Origin of the sequence: Pseudomonas sp. MAG002Y, assembly GCF_019400845.1 — a bacterium.
GTDB lineage: Bacteria > Pseudomonadota > Gammaproteobacteria > Pseudomonadales > Pseudomonadaceae > Chryseomonas > Chryseomonas luteola.
Genome location: NZ_WOEJ01000006.1, coordinates 130216 through 154931 on the forward strand (window position 1 = coordinate 130216; position 24716 = coordinate 154931).

18 protein-coding genes and 1 pseudogene are annotated in these 24716 nt (G+C 52.9%); 10 read left to right on the forward strand and 9 right to left on the reverse strand.

Going from position 1 to position 24716, the window contains the following annotated elements; all coding sequences use genetic code 11:
* Positions 1-166: 166 nt before the first annotated feature.
* The 3 genes from GM154_RS10570 to GM154_RS10580 all read right to left on the reverse strand — a co-directional run bounded on the left by GM154_RS10570 (position 167) and on the right by GM154_RS10580 (position 5063).
* Positions 167-1246, reverse strand: coding sequence for a nucleoside hydrolase (locus GM154_RS10570; RefSeq protein WP_219652197.1), 1080 nt, complete (start codon positions 1244-1246; stop codon positions 167-169).
* Between the two features lie 212 nt (positions 1247-1458).
* Complete coding sequence (locus GM154_RS10575) at positions 1459-3861, reverse strand: glucose/quinate/shikimate family membrane-bound PQQ-dependent dehydrogenase (protein ID WP_219652198.1); 2403 nt, start codon at positions 3859-3861, stop codon at positions 1459-1461.
* 56 nt (positions 3862-3917) lie between these two features.
* Complete coding sequence (locus GM154_RS10580) at positions 3918-5063, reverse strand: aldose epimerase family protein (protein WP_219652199.1); 1146 nt, start codon at positions 5061-5063, stop codon at positions 3918-3920.
* Positions 5064-5762: 699 nt separating this feature from the next.
* Here GM154_RS10580 and GM154_RS10585 point away from each other — a divergent pair.
* From GM154_RS10585 to GM154_RS10615, 7 genes are all read left to right on the forward strand, one after another.
* Positions 5763-6527, forward strand: coding sequence for an SDR family NAD(P)-dependent oxidoreductase (locus GM154_RS10585; protein WP_010799097.1), 765 nt, complete (start codon positions 5763-5765; stop codon positions 6525-6527).
* 131 nt (positions 6528-6658) lie between these two features.
* Positions 6659-7078, forward strand: coding sequence for a hypothetical protein (locus GM154_RS10590; RefSeq protein WP_219652200.1), 420 nt, complete (start codon positions 6659-6661; stop codon positions 7076-7078).
* An 82-nt stretch (positions 7079-7160) separates the two neighbouring features.
* The gene (locus GM154_RS10595) at positions 7161-8546 is read left to right on the forward strand and encodes a PepSY domain-containing protein (protein WP_219652201.1); all 1386 of its coding nucleotides are present in this window, start codon (positions 7161-7163) and stop codon (positions 8544-8546) included.
* 152 nt (positions 8547-8698) lie between these two features.
* Positions 8699-9715, forward strand: a complete 1017-nt coding sequence (locus GM154_RS10600) for a hypothetical protein (RefSeq protein ID WP_219652202.1) — start codon at positions 8699-8701, stop codon at positions 9713-9715.
* Between the two features lie 1730 nt (positions 9716-11445).
* On the forward strand, positions 11446-12669 hold the full coding sequence (locus GM154_RS10605; RefSeq protein ID WP_074825889.1) for an MFS transporter: 1224 nt from the start codon (positions 11446-11448) through the stop codon (positions 12667-12669).
* Between the two features lie 409 nt (positions 12670-13078).
* Positions 13079-14788 (forward strand): YbaL family putative K(+) efflux transporter, encoded by a 1710-nt coding sequence (gene ybaL, locus GM154_RS10610; protein WP_150346085.1) that lies wholly within the window; start codon positions 13079-13081, stop codon positions 14786-14788.
* Positions 14789-15172: 384 nt separating this feature from the next.
* The gene (locus GM154_RS10615) at positions 15173-15436 is read left to right on the forward strand and encodes a PapB/FocB family fimbrial expression transcriptional regulator (RefSeq protein WP_010799106.1); all 264 of its coding nucleotides are present in this window, start codon (positions 15173-15175) and stop codon (positions 15434-15436) included.
* 155 nt (positions 15437-15591) lie between these two features.
* On the opposite strand, the gene GM154_RS10620 is transcribed toward GM154_RS10615, so the two are convergent.
* Both GM154_RS10620 and GM154_RS10625 read right to left on the reverse strand, forming a co-directional pair.
* The gene (locus GM154_RS10620; RefSeq protein WP_010799107.1) at positions 15592-16041 is read right to left on the reverse strand and encodes a PA2169 family four-helix-bundle protein; all 450 of its coding nucleotides are present in this window, start codon (positions 16039-16041) and stop codon (positions 15592-15594) included.
* A gap of 357 nt (positions 16042-16398) precedes the next feature.
* Positions 16399-17607, reverse strand: coding sequence for an SDR family oxidoreductase (locus tag GM154_RS10625; RefSeq protein WP_308460607.1), 1209 nt, complete (start codon positions 17605-17607; stop codon positions 16399-16401).
* A gap of 567 nt (positions 17608-18174) precedes the next feature.
* Between GM154_RS10625 and GM154_RS10630 the strand changes: the two genes are divergently transcribed.
* The 3 genes and pseudogenes from GM154_RS10630 to GM154_RS10640 form a co-directional block, all read left to right on the forward strand.
* The gene (locus tag GM154_RS10630) at positions 18175-18315 is read left to right on the forward strand and encodes a hypothetical protein (RefSeq protein ID WP_010799109.1); all 141 of its coding nucleotides are present in this window, start codon (positions 18175-18177) and stop codon (positions 18313-18315) included.
* 288 nt (positions 18316-18603) lie between these two features.
* Positions 18604-18792, forward strand: coding sequence for a hypothetical protein (locus GM154_RS10635; RefSeq protein WP_219652204.1), 189 nt, complete (start codon positions 18604-18606; stop codon positions 18790-18792).
* Positions 18793-18900: 108 nt separating this feature from the next.
* Positions 18901-19347, forward strand: a pseudogene (locus tag GM154_RS10640) (pyridoxamine 5'-phosphate oxidase family protein); the annotation flags it as partial.
* An 88-nt stretch (positions 19348-19435) separates the two neighbouring features.
* On the opposite strand, the gene GM154_RS10645 reads toward GM154_RS10640, so the two are convergent.
* The 4 genes from GM154_RS10645 to GM154_RS10660 form a co-directional block, all read right to left on the reverse strand.
* Positions 19436-19804, reverse strand: a complete 369-nt coding sequence (locus tag GM154_RS10645) for a histone-like nucleoid-structuring protein, MvaT/MvaU family (protein WP_010799111.1) — start codon at positions 19802-19804, stop codon at positions 19436-19438.
* A 640-nt stretch (positions 19805-20444) separates the two neighbouring features.
* Positions 20445-22670 (reverse strand): xanthine dehydrogenase family protein molybdopterin-binding subunit, encoded by a 2226-nt coding sequence (locus GM154_RS10650; RefSeq protein ID WP_219652205.1) that lies wholly within the window; start codon positions 22668-22670, stop codon positions 20445-20447.
* Complete coding sequence (locus GM154_RS10655; protein ID WP_219652206.1) at positions 22667-23656, reverse strand: xanthine dehydrogenase family protein subunit M; 990 nt, start codon at positions 23654-23656, stop codon at positions 22667-22669. The genes GM154_RS10650 and GM154_RS10655 overlap by 4 nt, the downstream gene beginning before the upstream one ends.
* On the reverse strand, positions 23656-24276 hold the full coding sequence (locus GM154_RS10660) for a (2Fe-2S)-binding protein (RefSeq protein WP_374940315.1): 621 nt from the start codon (positions 24274-24276) through the stop codon (positions 23656-23658). Before GM154_RS10660 ends, GM154_RS10655 begins: the two co-directional genes overlap by 1 nt.
* Positions 24277-24716 lie beyond the last annotated feature (440 nt).

Consider the following 24716-nt stretch of genomic DNA (forward strand, 5'->3'; position numbering starts at 1 on the left):
GATTTGTAGATACGCAACTTCCCTAGTACCACGGGGGCTTGGTTAAAGCAGCAAGGGATTCAACACTATCCGCTAAGTTTTTAGCATTTCTGGCAGAGGAGGACGCTCCAGCAGTGCAGACCCGTGAAGGGTTGCAACAATACAGCTGGCAACCCTAGGCACCGCTTCATGGTCGTTTGACTGGGGCAGGCAACGTAACCAGCTTTACATAATCATTCCAAAAGGCTTGTTGATCGATACCAAATACCACCTTGGCTTTCTGGGTGCCTAATGGGGGATTCTTGTGGTAGCCCAGTGACCTGCCGTAGTTCGGGCCAAAGTGGGTATCAACGTCAACCCAAAGGTCTTTCGATTCGGTTACCAGTTCCGGGTGCACTAGGAAGAGCGCCGGCAGACTGTCCCAGGTAAAACTCTGGTAGGCAGGGTCCTTGTCGAACTCAGGGCCCAGGACTGTCTTGTAAAGGTCAGGGATAACCCCTTCAGCGGCCACGATGCGCTTGTAGACGCCTGCGTTGAAGATGACCTTTTCGCAGACGTCGTTGGGGAAGATCACATGCTCTATCGGCGAGCGTAAAACGATCCGTGCAGCCTCCGGGTCGAACCACCAGTTGAATTCTGCTGCGGGCGTGGTATTGCCTGGAATCCCGATGGCGCCGCCCATGTACACGATCCGCTTGATCAGCGGCACGATCTCAGGTGCGCTGCGGATGGCCAGGGCAAGGTTAGTCAGCGGGCCGACAGCCAGAATTGTGACTTCATGGGGGTGCTGCTTGATGCTGTCGATAATGAACTGGGTCGCTGATTCAGGGCGTACCGTCGTATGGGTGGCGCGGCCATCCGGAGGCGCGATGAGCGCATCGGCTGAAGTCGGTCGTGGACCTTTGAAGGCGCCAGGCCATCCTGCGCCAAACAGCGCCTGTTCTTGCGGGTACGTCGAGAGGTCATGTAGAAGCGGGTAGGCTGCGCCAGAATAAACGCCGACCTCCTTTTCCACGCCCATACGCTCGACGGCCTTGAGGGCGTCTACCTGCTCTTGATCCACCCAGGCATTGCCGCTCACCAATGTCATGCCCAACAGCTCGATCCGTTTTTGCGCATGCAGTTGCGCCAGCATGATGAACGCCTGACCGTCATCATTGAGTACATTGAAGTCGGTATCGAAAATAACCTTGTCTGCAGCCTGTATAGGGCCTGCCAGAACGCCAAAGGCCAGGACGGCGGCGCAGTATTTGAAGAGTGCTCGCATCGGTTGGGGGACTCTTGTTGTAATAGTGATGCAGCAAGTGAGACAGGTCTCATCTGCCCGAAAGCTGTATTGCCAAGCATAACGCAGCGGCAATGAACTCTGCCAACAATGACGTTCATTTTGGCAGGCCAATTCCTAGGCATAATGCAGAAACAGCGAAGCCCGGATGAGGTTTCCGGGCTTCGCGTAGAGGTCAGCTCTGATTACAGAGATTACTTCGTATCGGGAAGGGCATATGCAATCAGATAATCACCCATTTTGGTGCCAAAAGAGCCGTGCCCGCCCGCCATGATGACAACGTACTGCTTGCCATTGGCTTCGTAGGTCATGGGTGTCGCCTGGCCACCTGCCGGCAGACGTGCTTCCCATACCTTGTCGCCATTGGTCACGTTATAAGCGCGGATATAGTTGTCCTGAGTACCGGCAATAAACATCAGGTTGCCAGCTGTCGAGATCGGGCCTCCCAGCATAGGGACACCAATTTTCAACGGTGGCAGCTGAAGCCCCTGCAGACTGTCCCGAATCGTGCCGATTCGCTTACGCCAAACCACTTCGTGGGTTTTCATATCGACCCCGGCGACATAGCCCCAGGCCGGCTGCTTGCACGGAAGACCCAGCGGTGACAGGAACGCATTGATCTCTACACCAAACGGCACACCATATTGGGGCTGAATGCCCGTTTCGGTGCCGGTCCCTTTGGCGCCTTCTTCTGGCCACATGGGATTACCCGGGCCGCGCGGAATCAGCTTTGACACAAAGGGCAGCGCCATAGGATTCATTAACGCTATTTGGCGATCGGAGTTGACGGAAATGCCACCCCATTCAAAGACGCCAAGGTTACCGGGGAAAACAATCGTGCCCTGTTCGGACGGTGGCGTGTATTGACCCTTATAGCTCAGGCGCTTGAAGATCACGCGGCACATCAGCTGATCGAACATGGTGGCGCCCCACATGTTCTTGTCAGTCAGTGTCTGGATGGGGGTCAGGTTCAAGGCGGAGCGAGGCTGCGTCGGGCTTACCCAATCGCCTTCTGCGGCGCCCTGTGGTACCGGCACCTCCGTAATGGGCACAATGGGCTTGCCGTCACGACGATCCAGTACGAACAGATTACCCGCCTTGGTCGGTACGTAAACAGCAGGAACCGTGTCGCCAGATTCTGTCTTTACATCAGCAAGAGTAGGCTGGGAAGGTACATCCATGTCCCAGAGGTCATGGTGGGTAGTCTGATAAGACCAGACCAGTTTACCGGTCGAGCCGTTCAGCGCAACGATGGCACTGGCATAGCGCTCCATAAGCGGCGTACGGTGGCCGCCCCAGATATCAGGCGTGGCGTTACCTGTCGGTACATAGACTACATCGGCAGCGGCATCATAGGCCAAGGGTGCCCAGGCGTTGGGTGAGTTGTTAACCAGGGTCTTGCCGTCAGTCGGGATCGCATTGGGATCTTCTGCACCCGTATCGAATATCCACTGCAACGCGCCGGTATTGACGTCATAACCCCGGATGGCGCCTGATGGCTCATGGATAGAGAAGTTGTCAGTAACTGAGCCACCAATGATTACTGTAGTGCCCGTTACAACCGGCGGTGAGGTGGGCTGTAAACCACCTGGATAGGTATAAGGATGCATCTCCTTAAGATCCAGCTCGCCATTGTTGGCAAATTCGCTACATGGTTGGCCATTGTCTGCGTTGATGGCAAAGAGACGGCCATCATTGACGGGCAGGAAGACCTTGCGTGGGCAGCTGGTTTGAGCCTGGGGTTTACCGGCGAGGCTGGCTGCAAACTCCGTGGTGTTGGCTTGATCGTAATAGGATACCCCACGGCAGGTCAGGTGCTGGTAGGAGGGTTCCGATTTAAGCTTGGGATCGAACCTCCATTTTTCCTTGCCTGTAGCCGGGTCCAGCGCTACTAATATCTGGTGCGTGGTGCAGATATACATGTTATCGCCAATCTTGATTGGGGTCAGTTCGTTAGTGGTTTCCCCCGAATCGTTCTCGGTTCTGGACTCGCCACTACGAAATGTCCAAGCGACCTGCAGGTCTTTGACGTTGTTCTCGTTGATCTGATTCAGCGGCGAGTAGCGCGTACCGCTTTGGGTCCTGCCGTAGGCAGGCCAGTCCGCCGGGCTGATACCCTCTACCGGCTGAGCCTGGGCAGGCTGGGTAGACGCCAGGCTGCCATTGATCTCCTGCGGATCATTGAAGATCGAATACACCAGTACGGCAATGGACAGCACCAGCGTTGCAGATAAAAAGGTTTTGCTGGCTCTAAGACCTGCGCCAATGCCACGCGTTACTCCGGGAATCAACAGCCAGATGCCCAACAGACCGAGAATATTCAGGCGTGGTACGAGAGCCCAGAAATCGGTGCCTGCTTCCCAGAGGCCCCATACGAGCGTCACGAGCATCAGTACCGCATAAAGCCAGATCGCGGCGGTAGAGCGACGCGCGAGCAGAATAGCGCTGATCAGCAGAGCAATACCGCTGATCACGTAATAATACGAGCCGCCTAATACTGCAAGCCAGGCCCCTCCAATCACTAAAATTACCGCGAATATAACGGCGATAACCGCAGTGAAAGTTCTCAATCCAGACCTTGTCGATAAAGTGCTCATCAACTGTTTCTCTCTTTGTAAAAACGCGCGGATCCTTTAGTGAACTATCAAAGGCGTTATTGAATACCGAAACGGAATACGGTCGTGCTATTAAATACCTCCCCAGGTTTTAATACCGTACTAGGAAAGTCCGGTTGGTTCGGGCTGTTTGGATAATGCTGGGTTTCAAAGGCAAACGCTTCAGTCTGCCGATATACCTTGCCGCCTGCGCCCGTTACGTTCCCCTTGAGAGCATTACTGGTATAAAACTGCAAGCCGGGTTCTGTAGTCAGGCACTCAAGTGTGCGACCCGTTCCATGATCAACGACCTTGGCCGCATCTTGTAGCGCCTTTGGATCAGCGCCTTTGTTCAATACCCAGTTGTGGTCAAAACCGTGGGCATAAAGCAACTGTGGGTCGTTGGCGCGAATGTCTTTGCCAATGGCTTTAGGCCTTCGGAAGTCAAAAACACTGTTTTCCACCGGTTGCAGGGTACCGGTAGGGATCGACTGAGCATCGGTGGGAAGATAATGATCGGCATTTATCTGCACCACCTGATCCAGGACTCCATGAGTACTGTCAGGTCCGGCCAGATTGAAGTAACTGTGGTTGGTCAGGTTGATGACCGTGCTCTTATCCGTCTGGGCCTGATAGTCAATACGAAATGTATTGTCGTCAGAAAGGCTGTAGGTAACAGTTAGCTGGAGGTTGCCTGGAAACCCCTGATCGCCCTCTGGGCTGTTTAGCTTCAGGGCAGCCTTGACCACAGGGCCTTCAGTCACCAGTGGCGTGACCTGCCAGATGCGCTTGTCATAGCCCTTGCTACCGCTGTGCAGCGTATTAGGACCATCATTTCGTTCGAGCTGATAGTTTTTTCCGTCAAGTATGAACTGCCCTTTGGCGATGCGATTGGCGTAGCGGCCAATCAGAGCGCCAAAGTGGATGCCTTCACGAGCATCCACGACTTCGTAACCATGCAGATCATCGTACCCCAGCACAATGTTGGCGCGTTTGCCGTGTCGGTCAGGCGTAATGATCTCCGTAATAACACCACCAAAACTTAAAAAAGAGACGCTTATGCCTTTGTCGTTAGTCATGGTGTAGCGCGTTACAGAATGGCCATCTCGCGTGGTGCCGTAAGATTCCTGAGACAACGTCGAAGCAGCGCTGTATTGGCTGGCGAATATGCCTAAAGCAGCTACGAACAAACCTGAAGCCCGCATTGTTATAAGTCCACCTAATTGAGCAATACAGGTCAGAGTCAAAATGTTACAACTCGTTCGTTGCCAAAGTGCGATAAACACTGGATTAGATCTTTCACGTACAAAGTGTCAGGAAATTAGGCGGTTTGGACTTCTATTTGGACTTCTATTCGTCTCTGCGTTAATAACTGAACGTAGCCTGATATGGCCGATTTGCCCGAGGTTTTCTGCAGTCGTACGATATGCAGACAAGGCTGTACCTAATGAAAGTTTTAAGGGTCGTGAGCAAGCGGAACGAATAGCAATCCTTGAATTCTGTGAATAATTTAAATGCTTTTAAAGCGATTCAAAATTTGTTTTCGTTGTGTAATTTATTGCATGCCGTTTCGAGTAGAGGCGTTGTCGGCGCTACATGTAATCGCGGCATTGAACCGCCCAAGCGATCAAGTGAACGACATAGCATTGAGAAACCAATATGCAGTCAAATTAATGAAGGTTTGCATAGACGACGTCTAAGTGACTCTCGAAGCACTAGCGGGCCGCTTGTGTCTCATTCGTTGTGTTCTCGATAAGCATCGCTTGTAAAGTGGTATGCGTGCCCTCGCCAGAATGTACTTTCTAACTAGCGATCGCTTGGCTCTGGAATGCAGCTCCTGATGAACTTGGGTTTGCTGCTGCGGTTCTACTGGTGCATACCTTCCATGATCCAGATAGGCTGACATGACTCGTTTTACTAACAAGGTGGTGCTCGTGACAGGGGCAGGATCGGGTATTGGTGAAGCAACTGCCAAGCGATTTGCGGAAGAGGGCGCTAAGGTCGTGCTGGTGGGCAGAACGACCGAAAAGCTTGAGCACGTGGCGCGTACGCTTCCGGCGGATAGCAGCTACATCAAGACCGCTGATGTCTCGGACCGGATTCAAGTAGAGCAACTGATCGCGGATGTCATCCAGAAGTATGGCCGCCTGGATGTGCTGGTGAACAATGCGGGTACGGTGGCCCAGGGCAAGATTACCGAGGCTGATGTCGACGACTGGCGCAAGGTCATGTCCACCGATCTGGACGGTGTGTTTTATTGTAGCCGAAGCGCCTTGCCTGAGCTGATCAAGCAGAAGGGCTGCATCGTCAATGTCTCCTCGGTCTCAGGCTTGGGTGGTGATTGGGGAATGAGTATTTACAACGCGGCCAAAGGGGCAGTGACCAACTTTACCCGTGCCTTGGCAATGGACTTTGGTGAAGAAGGCGTCAGGGTCAATGCCGTATGCCCCAGCCTCACTAAAAGCGAGCTGACGGAAGATATGCTTGGCAATGAGTCGCTTATGGCCAGCTTCAGGGAGCGGATTCCGCTGGGTAGACCAGCCGAGGCCGAAGAGGTCGCTGATGTCATTGCGTTCCTGGCCAGTCATGATGCCCGTTTCGTAAACGGCGTGAATCTCCCTGTCGATGGTGGGCTCTCAGCCTCCAATGGGCAGCCCAGACAGGCCTGATTTCTTCAAAAGCCGGTGTTGCGCCATGTGGCCGCAGCCCGGCGTCTACGTACGGTATTGCTGTATATCCACCGTTCGACAACAAATCCCGCATCTGGCCTGTGTTTGTCATCAGTGCTAAATTGGTTGGTATGAAGTCAGTTCGAGCCCATTTTACTTCTCTTGCCTGGATGCTGGTTGCCGCCGTCCTGCTCAATGGTCTCGCCTGCAGTTTTGGTCACGGCATCATGCATGGCCAGACATACCGCCTCCCGTCGCCTCACGAAACAACGGTGGAGATGGACCATCACGTACATCACCATGCTATGACCGCCGCGCCAGATATGCACCAGGGCAGTATGCCCATGGTTGACTCATCTCATGATTCAGCTATCAAGCAGCTTGCCATGAGCGATTGCGCCTTCGCTGGTACGCTTCCACTGGCGCTCATGGTTTTCACGGCGCTGAGCTGGCTACTGCGTCATAAACGGCAACGCCTGTATCATCTGGACGCCGGTTGTCGACGACCTCCCCGTGACGCATTTCCCTGCCTTAATCCCCGCGCGCCCTGACAGCCACTGGCGGCATTTACTTACTAACCCTTAGTTGGCGGCAGCCATGTGTTGTCGTCGTGCTTAGCCGTGGTGAATTTTCATGTCAGGTTCTTCGCCAGCGTCGGTCCAGAATAGACCGGGCGCGTTTATCCAGTTACTCAAACGACTGCACTTCTATATCGGGCTTTTTGTTGGTCCTTTTCTTCTCGTGGCGGCGCTGAGCGGTATTGTCTACGCGTTGACCCCTCAGCTTGAGGACTACCTTTATGCCGATGCCCTGCATACGGATAGCCAGGGCGCTCCTCTCAGCCTTGCCGCCCAAGTGCGTGCGGCCCAGGCAGCGGTAGATCCGTCCTCTCGCATCACTGCCGTACGCCCTGCGCCTGCAGCCGGTGATACTACCCGGGTGATGTTCAACGCGCCGGGCCTGGGCGCTTCAGAGAGCCGTGCCATCTTTATCGACCCGGTGACCGGTGAGATCAAAGGCGATATGAAGGTATACGGGACGAGTGGTGTCCTGCCATTACGCACCTGGCTGGATCAGTTTCACCGGGGCCTTCTGTTGGGTGATGTGGGGCGAATCTATAGTGAGCTGGCGGCATCCTGGCTATGGGTCGCCACCTTGGGCGGCTTGGTGTTATGGGCGTCACGACGGAGTCGGACGCGTGGTAAGACGCCGGCGGGTCTACGCTCTCTGCATGGATCCACAGGGGTATGGCTACTGGCAGGGCTGCTGTTCTTTTCGGCCACGGGGCTGACATGGTCACAGTATGCAGGAAGCAATATCGGCATTCTGCGTGCATATTACGGATGGTCGACGCCTGTTGTTTCGACGGAGCTGGGTAGCTCAACCACCATGAAGATGCCCATGGATGAGCATGCCGAACATCATATGCACATGGATAACATGCCAAAGATGGAAGCGGTTGATCCCGACGTGTTTGATCAGGTGATGGCCGCTGCACGTACCCAGCACATTGACGCGGCAAAGGTGGAAATCAAACCTGCCATGCAGCCGGGAAAAGCCTGGACGGTTAATGAAATCGACCGTCGCTGGCCTACTCATGTGGATGCGGTTGCTATCGATCCCGGCTCCTTGGCGGTGGTGGATCATGTCCTGTTTGCTCAGTATTCTCTGCCAGCCAAACTGACCCGGTGGGGTATCGATGCGCATATGAGGGTACTTTTCGGCCTTGCCAATCAGCTGTTGTTGATTGGATTTGCGGGTGGCCTTGTGGTCATGGTGGTTTGGGGATACCTGCTCTGGTGGCGTCGTCGTCCGACCTTTAATGATATTCCTCAACCGAGTCTTATCGATGCATGGCGTGAGCTGGGCCTGGCTCAACGAATCCTGGCGATTGTGATCTCAACAGTACTGGGGATCTGTCTGCCTGTATTAGGCGCCAGCCTGCTTGTGTTTCTAGCGGTGGATTTCATTCTGGGCTTCAAGGCTTCGTTTTCAGATCTCAAGCAAAGGCAGCTGTAGTACAAGGGAGAAAAACGCTGGCTGCACCGTGAGCGGTTAGCGTTTCTCCTCTCCAGTTCGCGTACTGCCAACGCTGTCAGGACGATTAAGTAGGAACCCGAAACTTAAATTGACCACACAGGCAATACCCTATTTGCTCTGTGGAGGCTGATATGTCAGTAAAAGTACTTGGGCCCGCTGAGCCAGGTTTTAGCCTTGGCAGCAATGATTATGGCCCAACGCCCGGGCTTAACGGTGGCCTGGCTCAGCCATACGGCGGACAGGTTAATTTCGGTTCGCCTTCTGAGCTTGCCAGCCAGGGAAGAGAAGTTACATTCGGCAAGGCTGGGGCTGGTCATTCCCCAGGTGGCGTCAAGGGAGCTAACGAAGAGGATTTGATGGCATTGGTGCGTGACCTGGTGCAGCAAATCCTTCAGATGATTGCGCAACGGTTACAGCAAAATCAGAACGACACGGGAGCATCCTCTCAGGGCCAAAGTAAGAGTAGGGAGGTAGGAAAAGCCACCGCACCAGCGGCTGGTAGTCCGGAACAACCTTCTGTAGCTTCTGGCCCTGCTGTAACTCCCGAAACTGACCCGCAAAAGGTAACGTCTGCAAACCCAGCCAGTAGTGACGGGCCCACTACCGGTAGCGGTCCGCGTGCATTCAATATAACCAATACTCAGGACCATCCGATCAAAATAGGCCAATTCGATAAGAACGAGCAGTTGACCGCTGAGCTAACGCTTGAGCCAGGGCAGACAGGCGTTATGAGATTCGAGAACGATACCACCGGACTGCTCAAGCAGGCGGATGCAGACGGACATTACCGCCCTGATGCCAGCCGGCTGGAATTCTTCAACGGCTTTATCAATACCAGTGATATCGATGGCCGAAACGCCTCGATCCATGCCACGGATAACAAGGGATTCGAGATTGGTGATAACAAGAGTATTGCTGACGCTGCGCCTAGCAATATCGTTACAGCCGATTCTGCTGGTAACAAGACCATTGCTGGCTTCTACGATGGTTCGACAGAAACCATGAATAAAGGCGGCCAGTTCATGACTGAGAAGCTCGGTACAGGCATGACTTACATGCACCCTGATGATGATCGTCTGCCCACTGGACAGAATCCGATGCGCCATACCGATTCGATGACATTGGATGTCACGTTTGGGAAGCCATAAATAAAGTCGGTGACGCACCGTGTGGCGATATACAAGTACAGAAAGCCCAAGGTGCCTAGGGCTTTCGTTAAATCTTTTGCAGACAGTGCTAGCGACGACGATTCAAATCTCTCAGGCCAAACCAGAGTACCGCCTGGGTGCTAAAGCCGATAATTAGGACAAAAAGCCCAACTGCCATGAACGTCCAATGAGATGAAGCGTAGCCCAAGCAAACAACGACCGCCGCTACGATGCCAATGAGCAAAGGGATGCGGCTGAACCAGAGAGCTTCGTGATGAACTCGGGATTCAAGCATGGCAATCATTTCTTCCCTGTTTCTGCGCATTGGTGTCTACCTGTTTTACTAATGCGGAATGTGGCTCCGATGAGTATAGTCAGCATTTGCATTAACGTAGGCTGTCTAGCCGTACGTTTTACCTTTACGACCCACGGTCTGATAGAACTTAGTGCCCGGCAGGCACAGTGCGGACACATGATGCTTTAAACACATGCTTTGGAGTGGAAGAAGCAACGCGGCCATATTCCATTACAGCATCGCAGCGGCGTCTTTCCTCGCTAGGGCGCCCTAGAGCAAACGCTTTGTTGATTATCCCTCATCCTAAAGAGGACACAACGTTCTGTCTTTAAGGTAGGTCGTTCAATAACGGCATCTGAGAAATTGGGTTCCCGATACAGCAGAGTAATAGTTTGAGGCTCCGCGAGTAATAATTCACTTAAGGATGGCGGGTCGCATCCTGATGCGCCTGTTGGGTATCAAATTTGTATCCGATCTGTGCAAGGCCAAACAGGGCATTCTGGTACAAGGGCCGATTTGAGGTTTACACAAGAGGTCATTTCCTGCTCAGCCGTTGATTCAAGGCGGCTTGTCTTACAAGAATCTTGGCAACTACATCCTGACCTAATCCCTTGTATCCATTATTTACTTACCTTTACCGTATCTGATGAACTTCTCATCCCCTAATTGAGTATCTTTACCGTGCTAGCGGTCCTGCTAGTAAGTTGAAGCTAGGCCTTTAGCCTGGATGGACGTTGTACTGTCTTATTCTTTTAAGAACAGATATCCGTCCGGGCTATTTTTCAGCTCGCCTCTAATAGCCCGTGCTATTGCAACGCTTCTACTTTGATATCGGCTCGGTATTTCTTGGTTTAGAAAAGGGTTGCAGTCTGACAAACAGCTATACCGTTTAGCCGGTCCTGTAGTGATACAGCGTTTTACGGCTGTCTATTAGAAGTACTTTCAGAAATGGGTAATCGTTCTTTGCAGGAGGTGTGGCATGCGCATACAAAGCAGGTTGTTGCAGAGAATATTGAAGAAGATACAGGCTGGGATGTCGGCCTTGGGTAGTTTTGCCTTACTTGCCCTTTTTACAATAAATCACTGATGTGAGACCTGCTAAAAGAGGCTCAGCGTCTTGTAAAGTGATCCTTCATAAACGGCAGGATGGTAGCCTCAATCGATCCCAACTGATGTGCCTGTGAAGGAGCGGCGTCGGGGCTCTGGTCCGGGTAACGTCTTGAGCACTGAATTGATCCGCCTCGCTGGTGCCAGTGAGGCCTTCCTGCCGGTCGTCTTTCATACTGGATAGCATGTGGCTTCTAAGGTGCCGTATTTGCCTTGCTTATAAGCAAACCGCAACCGGGCCTGCACACTGTTTCGAATTGTATCTAGATACCATGCTTACGAAATGGCACAGTACGGTACCAAACAATGAGTATAACGAGTACCGTTCATGTCCGTGCCTACTGCCCAGGCTGACACTTCCATCCGTTCAGCCTCTGCCGCCAATCCCCTTGTGATGAGCATTGTTTTCTCTTGTGCGCTCGCGCACCTGATCAATGACCTTATCCAGTCGGTCCTCCCATCCATCTATCCCATGCTGAGGGAAAACTACGGCCTGACCTTTACCCAGGTAGGGCTGATTACGCTGACCTTTCAGGTCACAGCTTCTTTGCTACAGCCGTGGATTGGTTTCTATACGGATCGCCATCCAAAACCGTTTCTGCTTCCGGCTGGCGCTGTCTGTACATTGATAGGCATCCTGATGCTGGGGTTTGTCGATACCTTTTCGACCATACTGGTAGCCTCGGCGCTGATTGGGGTTGGCTCATCCACCTTTCATCCTGAGACCTCGCGGGTTGCCCGTCTGGCTTCCGGTGGCCGCTTTGGTCTGGCTCAGTCTACTTTCCAGGTAGGAGGCAACGCAGGAACCGCCGTAGGGCCATTGCTCGCTGCAGCGATCATCATCCCTTTCGGCCAATCCAATATCGTGTGGTTCGGCCTGTTCGGACTCTTTGCCATCGGCGTGCAATATCGGCTTAGCCTCTGGTATCGAGGGCACTTGAATACGGCGGGGAAAAAGAAGGGACGTGAAGCTACGCATGGGCTGTCTCGCCGCCAGATCACGGGAGCCTTGGTCGTCCTGGCCTTGCTGGTTTTCTCCAAATATATCTACATGGCCAGCATCACCAGCTATTTCACGTTTTATCTGATCGAGAAGTTTCACTTGTCGGTGGCCAGCTCCCAGCTGCATCTGTTCCTGTTTCTGGGCGCAGTGGCAGCAGGTACGTTCTTTGGTGGTCCCATTGGCGACAGGATCGGGCGCAAGGCGGTAATCTGGTTTTCCATTCTGGGGGCCGCGCCGTTTACGTTGGCCATGCCGTACGTTGATCTCTTCTGGACCAGCGTGTTGAGCGTGATTATTGGATTTATCCTGGCGTCGGCCTTTTCCGCCATTGTGGTCTATGCCCAAGAGCTGGTGCCCGGCAACGTAGGCATGATCGCCGGTGTCTTCTTTGGGCTTATGTTCGGCTTTAGTGGTATTGCAGCCGCAGCGCTGGGCCATCTGGCGGACCTGCGTGGTATCGAGTACGTCTACACGCTGTGCTCATTCATGCCGCTCTTGGGGATTCTTACGATCTTTCTACCTTCTACCCAATCTAAACGCACGCATTGAGCCGACATCTAACGTACTCCAAGGGGCAATCTGCTTGCCTCTTGGAGTCGCTGAGTTTGTTCGCCCCTAACTAGAGGTCTCGGCTAACTTTTTATTGCTTTTCCTTTTGGAAATTCCTGTAGTCAAGATTACCACCAAAAGCAAACATGACAGCGCTCAAAATACCTATCGCAGCGTAGTTTGTTCCAATCTTCGTCTTTATAAGGAAGTAAAGGCCGCTCAAGCCTGAACCCGTACGCGGGCACGGAACCTTGCATTGTCCATCAAACTATTACCCATACCGAAAGGATGCCATTAACATCCTGTAATGAAAGGACATTTTTTTAGCCAATCAGTAAGGGTGAATGAAAGTCCGGCCAGTTATGCTCATATCTAGCGGATGAATACTGGACACGTTAGAAGGAGTTCTATGGAGCACAACATTCCCCTTATTACGACGATTGCTGCGGGACTTGTTGTCGCGTTGATACTGGGCTTTTTGGCCGAAAAGATGCGAATACCCGCACTGATTGGTTATTTGTTGGCAGGCATTTTCATTGGCCCGTCCACACCCGGTTTTGTTGCTGACATGCACATCGCCTCGGAGCTTTCCGAGATTGGTGTGATGCTGCTGATGTTTGGCGTAGGGCTGCATTTTTCCATTGGTGACCTGCTTTCGGTCAAGCGCATCGCCATTCCTGGCGCTATCGTACAAATGAGTCTCGCCACGGTACTGGGCGCTGTACTGGCTCACTGGTGGGGCTGGAGCTGGGGTAACGGCCTTATCTTTGGTCTTTGCCTGTCGTGTGCCAGTACTGTCGTGCTGCTTAAAGCATTGGAGGCGCGCGGAGTGCTAGACAGCATGAACGGCCGTATTGCCGTCGGCTGGCTGGTTGTTGAAGATCTGGCAACCGTACTGGTGCTGGTACTGCTACCTCCACTGGCAGGCATGCTCGGTAGTACCAGCGAAGCATTGCCCGCGCAGGATGGGCCACTCTGGGTAACGCTTGGGAAAACCCTTCTGCAGATCGTCGCCTTCGTCGCGCTGATGCTCATTGCCGGACGCCGAGCGCTGCCATGGCTGCTCTGGCAAGTGGCGCGAACAGGCTCTCGCGAACTCTTCACGCTAGCGGTCGTCGCGATTGCCATCGGTATTGCCTTCGGTGCATCCAAGCTCTTTAATGTGTCTTTTGCGTTGGGTGCTTTCTTTGCCGGTATGGTAATGAGGGAGTCCAAATTCAGCCATCGGGCTGCCGAAGAGTCCTTGCCATTGCGTGACGCCTTCTCGGTATTGTTCTTTGTGTCCGTAGGGATGCTGTTCGACCCAATGATCCTGGTCCAGGAGCCGGTCCATGTGCTGGCCGTTGTGGCTATCATTGTGCTGGGAAAATCGCTGGCAGCGCTGGTTATCACATTGTCGCTACGCTATCCGCTCACTACCGGCATGACGGTAGCTGCGAGCCTTGCCCAGATAGGAGAGTTCTCTTTCATATTAGGCGGTCTCGGTTTGACGCTGGGACTGCTACCGCAGGAGGGGATGAGCTTGGTATTAGCCGGTGCGCTCGTCTCGATTGCGATCAATCCGCTATTGTTTACCCTTATCGAGCCGGTACGCCGGTGGGTGCTGGCGCGCTCGTCGTTTGCACGCGAGCTTGAAAGTAGGCAGGACCCTTATGCTGAACTTCCCATGGATACGGACCGTAAATACCTGGAGCGCCAAATTGTTCTAGTTGGTTATGGACGAGTTGGGCGGCGGATAGCAAAGGTATTGGACGAACAGGGGATTCCTTACGTCATTGCTGAGCAGAACAGGGAAATGGTGGATCAGTTGCGTAAGGAAGGCAAAGCGGCTGTTTCCGGCGATGCTGCGGACCCTGCTGTGCTTATCCAGGCCCATATTGCCAAGGCCGCTATGCTGGTCATCGCAACTCCTGATCCACTCAACGCGCGCCAAATGGTAGAAACCGCCAAAACGTTAAATCCAGAAGTAGAGGTTGTCGTTCGCACTCACAGTGAGGATGAATCACAGCTCCTGCGGCGGGATGGAGTCGGTACGGTGTTCTTCGGGGAAGAGGAACTGGCGAAGGGCATGGCAAGTCATGTTTCAACTCGTTTTGTGGAGTTGATAGCTCATCGGTAACGGAGAGCGTATCCCAGACGAATTAAGCTTGAGGATTATGTACATCGCCATTATGGGCTAGTGAAGCAAGGCGTAGCTAATTACGCCTTGCTTCACTATTGGTGATGAGCGCTCAGATAAATTCCAACTCGGATATTAAGGTATAGATCTCAGTCTGCGAGGCTATAAGCGGTTTACCAAGCCTCTAACCCACATTGTGGCTTGAACATTCGATACACCAAAAGAGCAGAAAATTGGAGGTTCCATCTGCTAAAAACGAGCTATACTAGTGATCACCTATTAAGGTAACTCAGGTGTAGTGGTATCTAGAGGCGAGCGGTCTCTATCCCAATGATTACTCGCCTATATGTTACGTATACCTATCATGAGAATGCTGAGAGAGCCATGCGCGCCCGTACATTGTCCTTCTTGAAACCTGGAGCACTTGAGCGTGAGCACTTTGACCTGTTGCTGGAGGGTACTTCCATACGGGGGGAACGGGTTATTCGCGCCTTGGAAGACTTTCTGATAAAAGGTGTACCCGTAACCGAGGCCTGTGAGAGTAATGGGGTAAACCGCAGCCAGTTCTACCGCAGGCTTTATGCCCTAGAAAGCGAGAGTGAACGAGCGAGACGCTTGAGCAAGTTTTATAACTACGCCAGTGATTGATACCCAGCCTCCCAGGTTACTGTTGAGCTGGCGGAGCGTAGATTAATGCTAGCAATTTTTGCTCGATATACGCGTCGTAGAAGGTGCTCATCACCGCTGAAAGCCGAGCCGAAAGAGAGCCTCTTGCAAGGCATCTCTTTGCGGCGCCTAAGGGCTTAGCTTGCTCGTGCAGCGTCTCTGAGTGCCTTGACCTGGTCATGGTTTCGTTGCACCCCTTGCAGCTGCCGCTCTACGACAGCGCGAACATCCGCAGGCAAATCCTTTTCAAGCGCCTGCTTGTAGCTCTTGAGAGCGACATCTTCGCCGCGCTCGCATTCATTAAGAATCGCTTCGTCACTCTTACCTGTAATTGACGATTTGATATCAACCCACTTGCGGTGGAGGGCGCCCGATACGCTGGCCTTTTGCTCCGGATCACCGCCTAGCTTGGTTACGAGTTGCTGAAGCTCGGTTGCAGCTGTGCTGCAATCCTGTGCGCGGGCTGCCATGGTTGACTTGAGTTTCGGATCCTTCAGGTCATCGGCGCATTCCTGAAACCCCTTGTAGCCATCCAGACAGGTTTCAATCAAGTCGTTCAGCTCAGAAATTACCGCTTTGTTATCCATAAAGATTACCTCCAGGCAGTTCAAATAGGTGTAGCCTGGTCTATACGACGAGGCTATTTAGCTGACTCGTTCCGGTGTGGCTTCGTTCAATTCGTGATGGTTGAACAGCGGTTTTGGTGCAAAGGGAAGCTCTAAGCACTTGGTTATTTGAGCTGCACCAGGAGCGGATCAGCTACGGAGTGGGACGCGTCCTCAACGGAGTCTAGGTGAGATATGAGCGCGCTACGTTATTAAATGGATGAGTTCAACGGCGTAGCAATTCTCTATCCGTTGTAGGCCCGATTTCGATCAATATGAAAATAAAGTAGGCGAGAGGTTATTACTCAAGTCCTCTCGCCTTAGTTCCGTCAGCCCTGATTACGCGGCCCTGGCAGTCGCCAGTAGGGACAGTTCCTTTTTCATCGCTGCAATTATGGCAGTCCATTCCAGCTCTTCGACATCAATAGGAAACTTGGCGAGAGCGTCCTGTGACATCCACTGCAACGGCCGACGTACCTGGGCATCGTTGAAAATGAAGCGGTTCTCCATCGCGAATCCATACGCTTCAACGATGACTCTATTAAGCTTTGCCTGTTTTTCATTCAGGTGAGCCAACGCCTCGTCAAACTCGTACTGATTCTCGAAATAGCTGATATGGCCAGCCATTTCAGCCACCTGACCCAATGTAGGAATATTGCGTGTAGCGGATGAACAATGGATAACCTGAAACAGGCTATTTGAAGGGTCTACGGCATTTGCCAATAGCATATTGACGCAAATATCCACGGGGATCATGTCATTGATCGCCGTTTTCATGGAGGCCGGGAAATGTTTAACGCCTCCAAGCGCAATGGATCGGATGAAAGCGGGCAAAGAGATGGAGAAATTGCAATAACCCTTACTTGGATAGGCCCAGGCGCCTGTGACTGAGGTAATGCGCGCGACCATAATAGGGAGGTGAGGGTAGCGCTGGTGTAATAGGCGTTCCATCAGATTCTTTGAATAGGCGTAAGCATTAGGCCATTCACAAAGCCTTGCGCTGCCTCCTTTCGTGACAATCTCTTCCAGTTCAGATTCCGCTGTTGAGTCCTGATAGATTCGTTCCTCGATATGCTCCGTCGCTGAGCGATTACATAGCGCCCAATAGCTGGATGTAACCAAAAATAGTGCACGTTTTTCAAAGGTAGCGACAAGCGTTGCACCCTGTAGAGCAGACAGCGTGTTGGCGTGTACCTGATCCTGTATGTCGGTATCCCAACGGGTATACGCAGCCAGGTGGAAAACAATGTCCACATCCTTCCTGATTTCCTGCAGCCAAGAGGTGGCAATGTCCCAATTTTCCTTTCTGATATCGCCCTTTATCCATACGACTCGTTTGTCATGAGCATAAGCTTGGGAAGGAGGCGTTGTATGATAAAGGCAGTAAATCCGACCGACACCTTCGAGTTTTTCCGACAGGGTCTTGAGCAACATCGAACCAATAAAGCCCGTAGCGCCGGTGATCAGTACATTCTTTCCTTCGTAAGCCTTGTCCACTGATGTTCTCCACATGGGTTTATTACAGGACAAGTGGCCAGGAGTTACCATGTTGCTTTAAGCACATGAACTGCCTGCGCCTGACCGCAAGTCAGCACATCCACACTTTAGACTCGTCGCATGAAGCCTTTATGAAATGCCTGAGATAGAGCGGCAGGAACTGCTTGTGTAGGTTTTACACCATAGCCTCATTAAGCCTGATAAATACAAAAACTAGGAATAGCTTTAGCCAGTGAGTTACCTTTTTAGAAAACCTCTGATTTGCTCAATTCCTCGTATCAGCATTTGTGAACCGGCAAACGGATAATGCAAGGGGGGGACAATCAGTCACAGAAGGGACTTAAAAGTGGCGTTAAGCGCTGGCCAAAAGCCAAATAGAAAATCTGATAGCAGAGTCATGACCCTATTTGACAACTTTAAAGTCAGTCGCAGGTAAGCCTTAGCTGCTTACTCGTACCGGTTCCGATCAAAGGCTACGTAACTTATTTTTCAGCAAGGCAACTTTTTAATTTGGCTCTGTCCTACCATCTAGCGGCCAGTCACTAATTACCTATCTATTGAACGTAGGGATAGCAAAAGTCGCCAAGGGAATGGATAACATCAATAGAGGTGAGAATAATGACAACTACCCTCCAGCAGCGCCGTGAACAGTTGAATGCTCTAATGGAAGAGTCGCGGGCCAAGGCAAAAGCCTTGGGAATCCACTTTGACTTCAGGAAAGCGAGGCTCGCGGCGCGTAGCGTTGTGTTGGGTAAGTAAAAGGCAACATGGTTTAAAAGCCTGGCCGCGATGCGATAAAGACTGTCCGTTTCGTATCGCAAGAAATGTGGTGCAGCGAACGTCCATTACAGCCTTCAAGGTCGTTCGCTTCGCTCACTGGGACTGGCTGAAGCTCGCCCTTTAGCCAAAACATTAGAGATTTTATGCTTAGCGACCGTACGCTTGGTTTTTTGGAAGGCTTAGCAGCCGCTTCTAGTACCGTATATCAAGAAGGCGGTCTTCTGTTTACCTTCAAGTTCGCTCACCAACAGGCGCATAGAGGCTTGGATGAGTCTTCAAGTGTGCGCTGCTAAGGCTATCGAGGAACTGGGGCGCTTCTTCCAAGGTTCGCTTGGTGAGTACACCAAGGAAAAACCATCTCGAAACGCACTAGCAGTTGCCAATGCTTTAATTGAGCACCTTCAGCAGGCCAAAAACAATCTCTATTGTCTAGAACTTTGGTGGTCTGTCGATTAGGTTCTAATAGCGCGTTCAAATTGTTCTGTGCTCATTAGGACGAGCTACGTCCATCTTTGAAGCCGCTAGTGCTATATCTATTTCGAACCATACTACTGCCGTGGCTGGGGGCTTGATGCCTCACCGCGCAGAGTCACACATATTGAAGATAGTTGAACGCCATTACTACCGGATCGAAGAGGGAATAACCGAATCGACAGCTTGCGCAACATCATTCAGGATCCACGTGTAGCACTACTTTTTCTTCTCCCTGGTGTAGGCGAGACCCTTCGTGTAAACGGGACAGCTCAAATCACTATTTAGCCTGATCTTCTTTCGCGTTTTGCTGTAAACAACCAGGCACCCAAAACAGTAATCCGGGGCAGCGTTAACGCTGTCTACTTTCAGTGCAGTAGATTTATTATTCGCTCTGGGCTTTGGGACGATGCCAGCCATATCGGCCGGGCCACATTACCAACGCCAGGTCAGATATTAAAAGTGTTATCCAGGTCGGAAATTGATGGCGATGTCTATAACAGTGCGTTGCCTGGCCGGCTTGAAAATACCTTGTATTAACCCCTCTTTGCTCTAGCAGTAGCACTATAGGGCGTTACGGCCGCCTACTCTGCAGGTTGCTGAATAGGCAGCCGTATAAGCGTGGTACTTACTGAAGCCAGCCTTCAACCACGTCGGCACCATGTTCAGCCTTCCAGGCTTTGAGCGTCTTGTGGTTGCCGCCCTTGGTCTCGATCACTTCGCCTGTTTCAGGGTGCTTGTAACGCTTGACGGAGCGTGCACGGCGGGGCGCCTTTTCTGGGTGCGCAACCAAGCCACGTGGTTTGCGAGAATAACCCGGATCAATAATGGCAATAATGTCGCCCAGGTTTTTGCCATAATCGCTCATCAGTGTTTGAAGCTTGGATTCAAACTCGATTTCACGCTGTAGAGATTCATCGTTTTTGAGAGATTCGAGTAGCTGTAGCTGGGCCTTTAATTGTTCTTCGGCAGCACGAAATTCTGCAAGCTTGGACATAAATACCTTAACGTTTATGATGTGAAAGTTTCACCCGGATACGCCTTAGCCGGCACGTCTGGATGACTTAAAATATAATAAGAAGCTGGTGCTAGTCTACGCGATTAATGTGGTCAAAAGTATAGTCGTTCAAACTTAAGTAACCGGCTTGCTCACCTGATTAATGAACATCTTTTTGAAGCAAGTCACTAAAGCACGGATCAGCGACCCGTTTCAGGCGACAGCTGATTACTCAATAGCGCCTGCCACTGTTTCCCAGCTGCTTTGAAGTCGATAGTGTGTTATCAGGGTAGGTTAGTTATTTTTAGGCAAAAATAACATCATCAAGTAGGGCGCGGAGTCGTCTATTTAAAGCCTATTTAAAGCCTATGGTCTAAGAATACCTTAAAAGCAACCGCGGTGTATCGCATACTTTCAGCAATGATTGCTCATGGCTTTAGTAAGACGTGAGTCTAAGGTAAAGATTGATTGTCTCGCCAGAGAGCCGTGCGCACTGATGATGAATAATGCCGCCTATTTATTACCACCTTAACGGGTACGAGATAGAAGGTTTTTGGTATTGATGGTAAGAGCTGATCCGACTGCGTGCAGGAAATACCTTATTTCGTAACCCCGGCGCCCATCCCTGGGCCGTGGCGGCTTATACAGCCTGGGGAATCTCATCCATCAGCTTGTCTAGGGTAATCGGGAGGTTGCGGATGCGTTTGCCGGTAGCGTGATACACCGCGTTGGCAATAGCAGCCGCCAACCCTGTAATGCCGATCTCACCGATACCGCGTGCACCAAACTCGTTGAGGGCATAGTCAGGATAATCAAGCAGTATCACGTCCAGTTCCGGTGGCTGGTCGGCATGTACCGGCACCATGTACTCGGCGTAGTCATTGTTGGTGGGCATCGCGTTGCGCTCGTCGTAACTGGTAGCCTCGAACATTGCCATGCCAATAGCCATTACGATCGCACCCTCCACCTGATTCGCAGCGGCCTTGGCGTTAATGACCTGACCGACATCTATCGCGCTGACCACCCGTGATACACGCAGACGAGAGATACCCGGGTCCCAACGTACCTCCACGAAATGAGCACCAAAGGAGCGGATCGAAACATCACTTTTATCCGCTGTCTCGGTTCGGGCTTCGCCTTCAGCACTGCTCAAACGCCGTGTAGTAAGTAGGTTGGCAAAATCCAGCGCTTCGCCATCCTTGACCAGCCGGCCATTAGCGAACTCCAATGCTTTGGGGTCGGCACCCTTGAATGGCCCGTCCTCTATAGCAAAGCTCTTTAGTTGCTCAATAGCGTCCCGGGTAGCCTCCGCCACGGCGGGTAGAACGCTGGCGGTTGCCCAGGAGCCGCCAGAAACGGGGCCGGGCGGAAAGGATGAGTCACCCAACTGTACAGTGATCTTTTCCAGTGGCAGGCCGGTGATCTTACTCACGGCCTGGGCAACGATGGTATAGGTGCCGGTCCCGATATCCTGCGCACCACAAGTGACGTAAGCCGTCCCATCGGCACGCAGTGATACCCGGGCCTCACAGGCGCAGCGCATGGCATCCCAGTTACAGGCCGCCAGGCCATAGCCGATTACCTCATGGCCGTCTCGCATCGAGCCCGGCTCTGGGGTGCGCTTGTCCCAACCAAATTTGGCTGCGGCCTTGTCGAAGGCTTCCTGAAGGTGATTACTGGACCAAGGCATGTCTTTGCTTTCGTCCCGAGTCGAAGCATTGAGTTTGCGAAATGCCAGCGGGTCCATGCCAACGGCCTCCGCCATTTCATCCATGGCTGACTCCAGTGCGAACAGACCCGGTGCAGCGCCCGGTGCACGCATGGAGGTAGGCGTACCGTGGTTGACCTGCAAGGTCGCATGGGTAACAGCCAGGTTCGGGCAGCTGTAGAGGCTCTTGGTCACGCTACCGCAGCTTTCAGTGTTCTGGTCAGTAAAGGACGTACTGTTGACCGATTCATGTCGTACCGACAGTAGCTTTCCCTGGTCGTCCGTGGCGAGCCGCAGTCGTTGCTCGGTGGCTGGACGATGGCCGGTGGTAGTAAACATTTGTGGACGTGGCACCACGAACTGTACAGGACGACCTACAAGTCGCGCGACAGCGCAAGTAGCAGGGGAGTGCGGCCACGCCCAGAGCTTGCTGCCAAAGCCCGAGCCTATAAAGGGCGATTGCAGTTCAACCTTGTCCGGACTCAAACCAAAGATACGGGCTAAGGTGTTGCGGTGCACGATTACCGACTGCGTGGATTCATACACGAATAATCGATCACCTTCCCAATAGGCGGTCGTGGCGTGCATCTCCATTGGGTTATGGGTTTCGACAGGTGTGGTGTAAGTGAAATCGATGCGATGGGCTGCCTTGTCAAAACCAGCCTGTGGGTCTCCGCGTGAGTAATCCGAGCCGGCAGTTTTGGGCGACTGCTCCTTTTTTGCTTGCGCGAGTGTGGCTAAGGCGGGTTCTTCCTTATATTCAACCTTGACCCTGTAGGCCGCTGCGCGGGCTTGTTCAAAGGAGTCGGCTACCACCATGGCCACGAACTGACCGGCGTAATAAACGCGGTCGTCCTCGAACGGCAGACGGCTTTCATCAACCTTCACAAGCCGGTCAATCTTAGCTGGGTTCAGCTTCATCTTGGGTGGGCGATAGAGTTCAGTGAAATGGCCGTGGTGGAAGATCCCGAGTACGCCCGGCATGCGCTGAGCCTCATCGGTATCGATACGGGTGACACGGCCGCTGGCGATGGTGCTGTAGACGCCATAGGCATACGCCATGCGTTTAAGTCCATGATCGGCAGTGTATTGGGCATGGCCGGTGACCTTGAGTCGCCCGTCGACTCGCCTGGGACCCGCGCCGATGATGTCGTTCATGCCACACCTCCGGTAAGTGTCTGCAGGTTACGTACGATGGCCTGCTGGGCCAGGGGAATTTTGTAGGCGTTGTGCCGATAAGGCGTGGCACCCTGTAGCGCTAGTTGCGCAGCACGGCGGAAGGTCTCGTCATTGGCGGGCTGACCGCGTAATGACTGTTCCGCTTCATGGGCTCGCCAGGGCTTGGTGCCGACGCCTCCCAGCGCAATACGCGCGTCGGTTATGCGATTACCCTGCAACTGCACGATGACGGCACTCGACGCCAGTGCGAACTGATAGGAGGCACGATCGCGCAGTTTCAGGTAGCCCGAACGGCTGTTGGCCAGTGGCGGTGCAAGCGTGATGTCAGTAATCAGTTCGCCGGGAGCGAGGGCGTGTTCACGTTCGGGGGTGTCGCCGGGCAGCAGATGGAAATCGAGGAAGTCGATCGTCCGCTCCCCTTTGGGACCTTGTGCATGAACAGTCGCACCAATGGCTGCCATCGCTACGCACATGTCAGATGGGTGCATGGCGATGCAGTGCTGGCTGGTGCCCAGGACAGCGTGGACTGAGCGATGGTCACCCTCGATCGCCGAGCAGCCGCTGCCGGGCTTGCGCTTGTTGCAGGGCGAAACGTTATCGCGGAAATAATGACAGCGTACCCGCTGCATGACGTTGCCAGCCGTGGTGGCTTTGTTACGTAATTGTGTAGTGGCGCCTGCTAACAGTGCCTGAGACAGCACGGGATAAGCCTGGACAATATAATTGTCTTGAGCCAACGTTGTATTGGTGACCAGGGCGCCGATACGCACGCTGCCATCGTCCTGGCGCTCCAGTCGGTTGAGGCCTACACGGTTGATGTCCACCAGCCGTTCGGGCTGCATAACGTCAAGCTTCACGAGATCAAGGAGCGTGGTGCCGCCAGCCAGGTACATCGCCTGGTCTGACTGGCCGGCCTTTAGCGCCTGCTCGGTGCTGGTTGCACGATCAAATTGAAAGCTACGCATCAGCTGGCCCCCTTCACCTTGCCGCGGGCCGACTGTATGGCCGTAAGAATGTTTTTGTAGGCACCGCAGCGGCAGATATTGCCGCTCATGGCTTCGCGGACGCTGGAATCGTCGCTGCCAATGGAGGGGTCATTCAGGATCGCCACGGCACTCATGATCTGCCCGGAAGTGCAATAGCCACACTGATAAGCGTCGTGTTCCCAGAAAGCTTCCTGGACCGGATGTAGCTTGCCGTCTTTTTCTAGACCTTCAATAGTGGTGATCTCATCACCGTCATGGCTGACAGCCAGCGACAGGCAGGAATTCACTGCCGTCCCGTTCACATGCAGGGTGCAGGCACCACATTGACCGTGGTCACACCCTTTCTTGGTACCGGTCAGCTGCAGACGGTCACGCAGTACATCAAGCAGTATGGCGTTAGCAGGAACATTAAGTGTGTGAGCCTGGCCGTTCACCTTCAGGGTGATCCTTTGCTCGCCAGGTTGTAGAGGTTGTTGGGTATCGTCGACAGGTGCGGCCTGAATGGCCTGAACCCAAACTGGAGCCGAGGCGACGGCTAGGCTGGATACACCCACAGACTTAAGAAAGCTGCGGCGGTTGGGGGATGTCGAGTCGCTCATGGAAGTCCTCATCGTTGGGACGTTCCGTCTCGCCACAAGACTTGACCCGCTCGAAAACGGCCGCGCATGCCTGATACATGCGTTATCCATTTGCCGACGGGGCTGGCTCGCAGCGATCACGGGCACGCCCATTCAGGAGTGGTCACAGACGGCTCACCGCTTCTGCGTCAGCAAGGCCGCTTTAGACGGACCGCCTTCAGGACAGAAAGGTCCGGCAATAGTCATACGTTTTCCGACCATTGATTACAGGATGTGTGTTTCGAAACTTGCGATGAAGCAGGCCGTGCAGAACATCCTTCTTGTCGTATAGGTCCCTTCCTTCTGCTGGAGCACGTCGAAGGTTCGGATCGGCAGAAGCCCCGGCGTAGAGCGCCTTCAGAGGTTTCAATATGTTTCATTCAATGGGCTGCCGTGAACTAACACATAAGCGCTGCGTTCCT

Excerpts from the sequence above, each read along its gene's own strand:
- GM154_RS10570 (WP_219652197.1), bottom strand. The coding sequence starts at position 1,246 with ATGCGAGCACTCTTCAAATACTGCGCCGCCGTCCTGGCCTTTGGCGTT.
- GM154_RS10575 (WP_219652198.1), bottom strand. The coding sequence starts at position 3,861 with ATGAGCACTTTATCGACAAGGTCTGGATTGAGAACTTTCACTGCGGTT.
- GM154_RS10580 (WP_219652199.1), bottom strand. The coding sequence starts at position 5,063 with ATGCGGGCTTCAGGTTTGTTCGTAGCTGCTTTAGGCATATTCGCCAGC.
- GM154_RS10585 (WP_010799097.1), top strand. The coding sequence starts at position 5,763 with ATGACTCGTTTTACTAACAAGGTGGTGCTCGTGACAGGGGCAGGATCG.
- GM154_RS10590 (WP_219652200.1), top strand. The coding sequence starts at position 6,659 with ATGAAGTCAGTTCGAGCCCATTTTACTTCTCTTGCCTGGATGCTGGTT.
- GM154_RS10595 (WP_219652201.1), top strand. The coding sequence starts at position 7,161 with ATGTCAGGTTCTTCGCCAGCGTCGGTCCAGAATAGACCGGGCGCGTTT.
- GM154_RS10600 (WP_219652202.1), top strand. The coding sequence starts at position 8,699 with ATGTCAGTAAAAGTACTTGGGCCCGCTGAGCCAGGTTTTAGCCTTGGC.
- GM154_RS10605 (WP_074825889.1), top strand. The coding sequence starts at position 11,446 with ATGTCCGTGCCTACTGCCCAGGCTGACACTTCCATCCGTTCAGCCTCT.
- ybaL (WP_150346085.1), top strand. The coding sequence starts at position 13,079 with ATGGAGCACAACATTCCCCTTATTACGACGATTGCTGCGGGACTTGTT.
- GM154_RS10615 (WP_010799106.1), top strand. The coding sequence starts at position 15,173 with ATGCGCGCCCGTACATTGTCCTTCTTGAAACCTGGAGCACTTGAGCGT.
- GM154_RS10620 (WP_010799107.1), bottom strand. The coding sequence starts at position 16,041 with ATGGATAACAAAGCGGTAATTTCTGAGCTGAACGACTTGATTGAAACC.
- GM154_RS10625 (WP_308460607.1), bottom strand. The coding sequence starts at position 17,607 with ATGGTAACTCCTGGCCACTTGTCCTGTAATAAACCCATGTGGAGAACA.
- GM154_RS10630 (WP_010799109.1), top strand. The coding sequence starts at position 18,175 with ATGACAACTACCCTCCAGCAGCGCCGTGAACAGTTGAATGCTCTAATG.
- GM154_RS10635 (WP_219652204.1), top strand. The coding sequence starts at position 18,604 with ATGAGTCTTCAAGTGTGCGCTGCTAAGGCTATCGAGGAACTGGGGCGC.
- GM154_RS10645 (WP_010799111.1), bottom strand. The coding sequence starts at position 19,804 with ATGTCCAAGCTTGCAGAATTTCGTGCTGCCGAAGAACAATTAAAGGCC.
- GM154_RS10650 (WP_219652205.1), bottom strand. The coding sequence starts at position 22,670 with ATGAACGACATCATCGGCGCGGGTCCCAGGCGAGTCGACGGGCGACTC.
- GM154_RS10655 (WP_219652206.1), bottom strand. The coding sequence starts at position 23,656 with ATGCGTAGCTTTCAATTTGATCGTGCAACCAGCACCGAGCAGGCGCTA.
- GM154_RS10660 (WP_374940315.1), bottom strand. The coding sequence starts at position 24,276 with ATGAGCGACTCGACATCCCCCAACCGCCGCAGCTTTCTTAAGTCTGTG.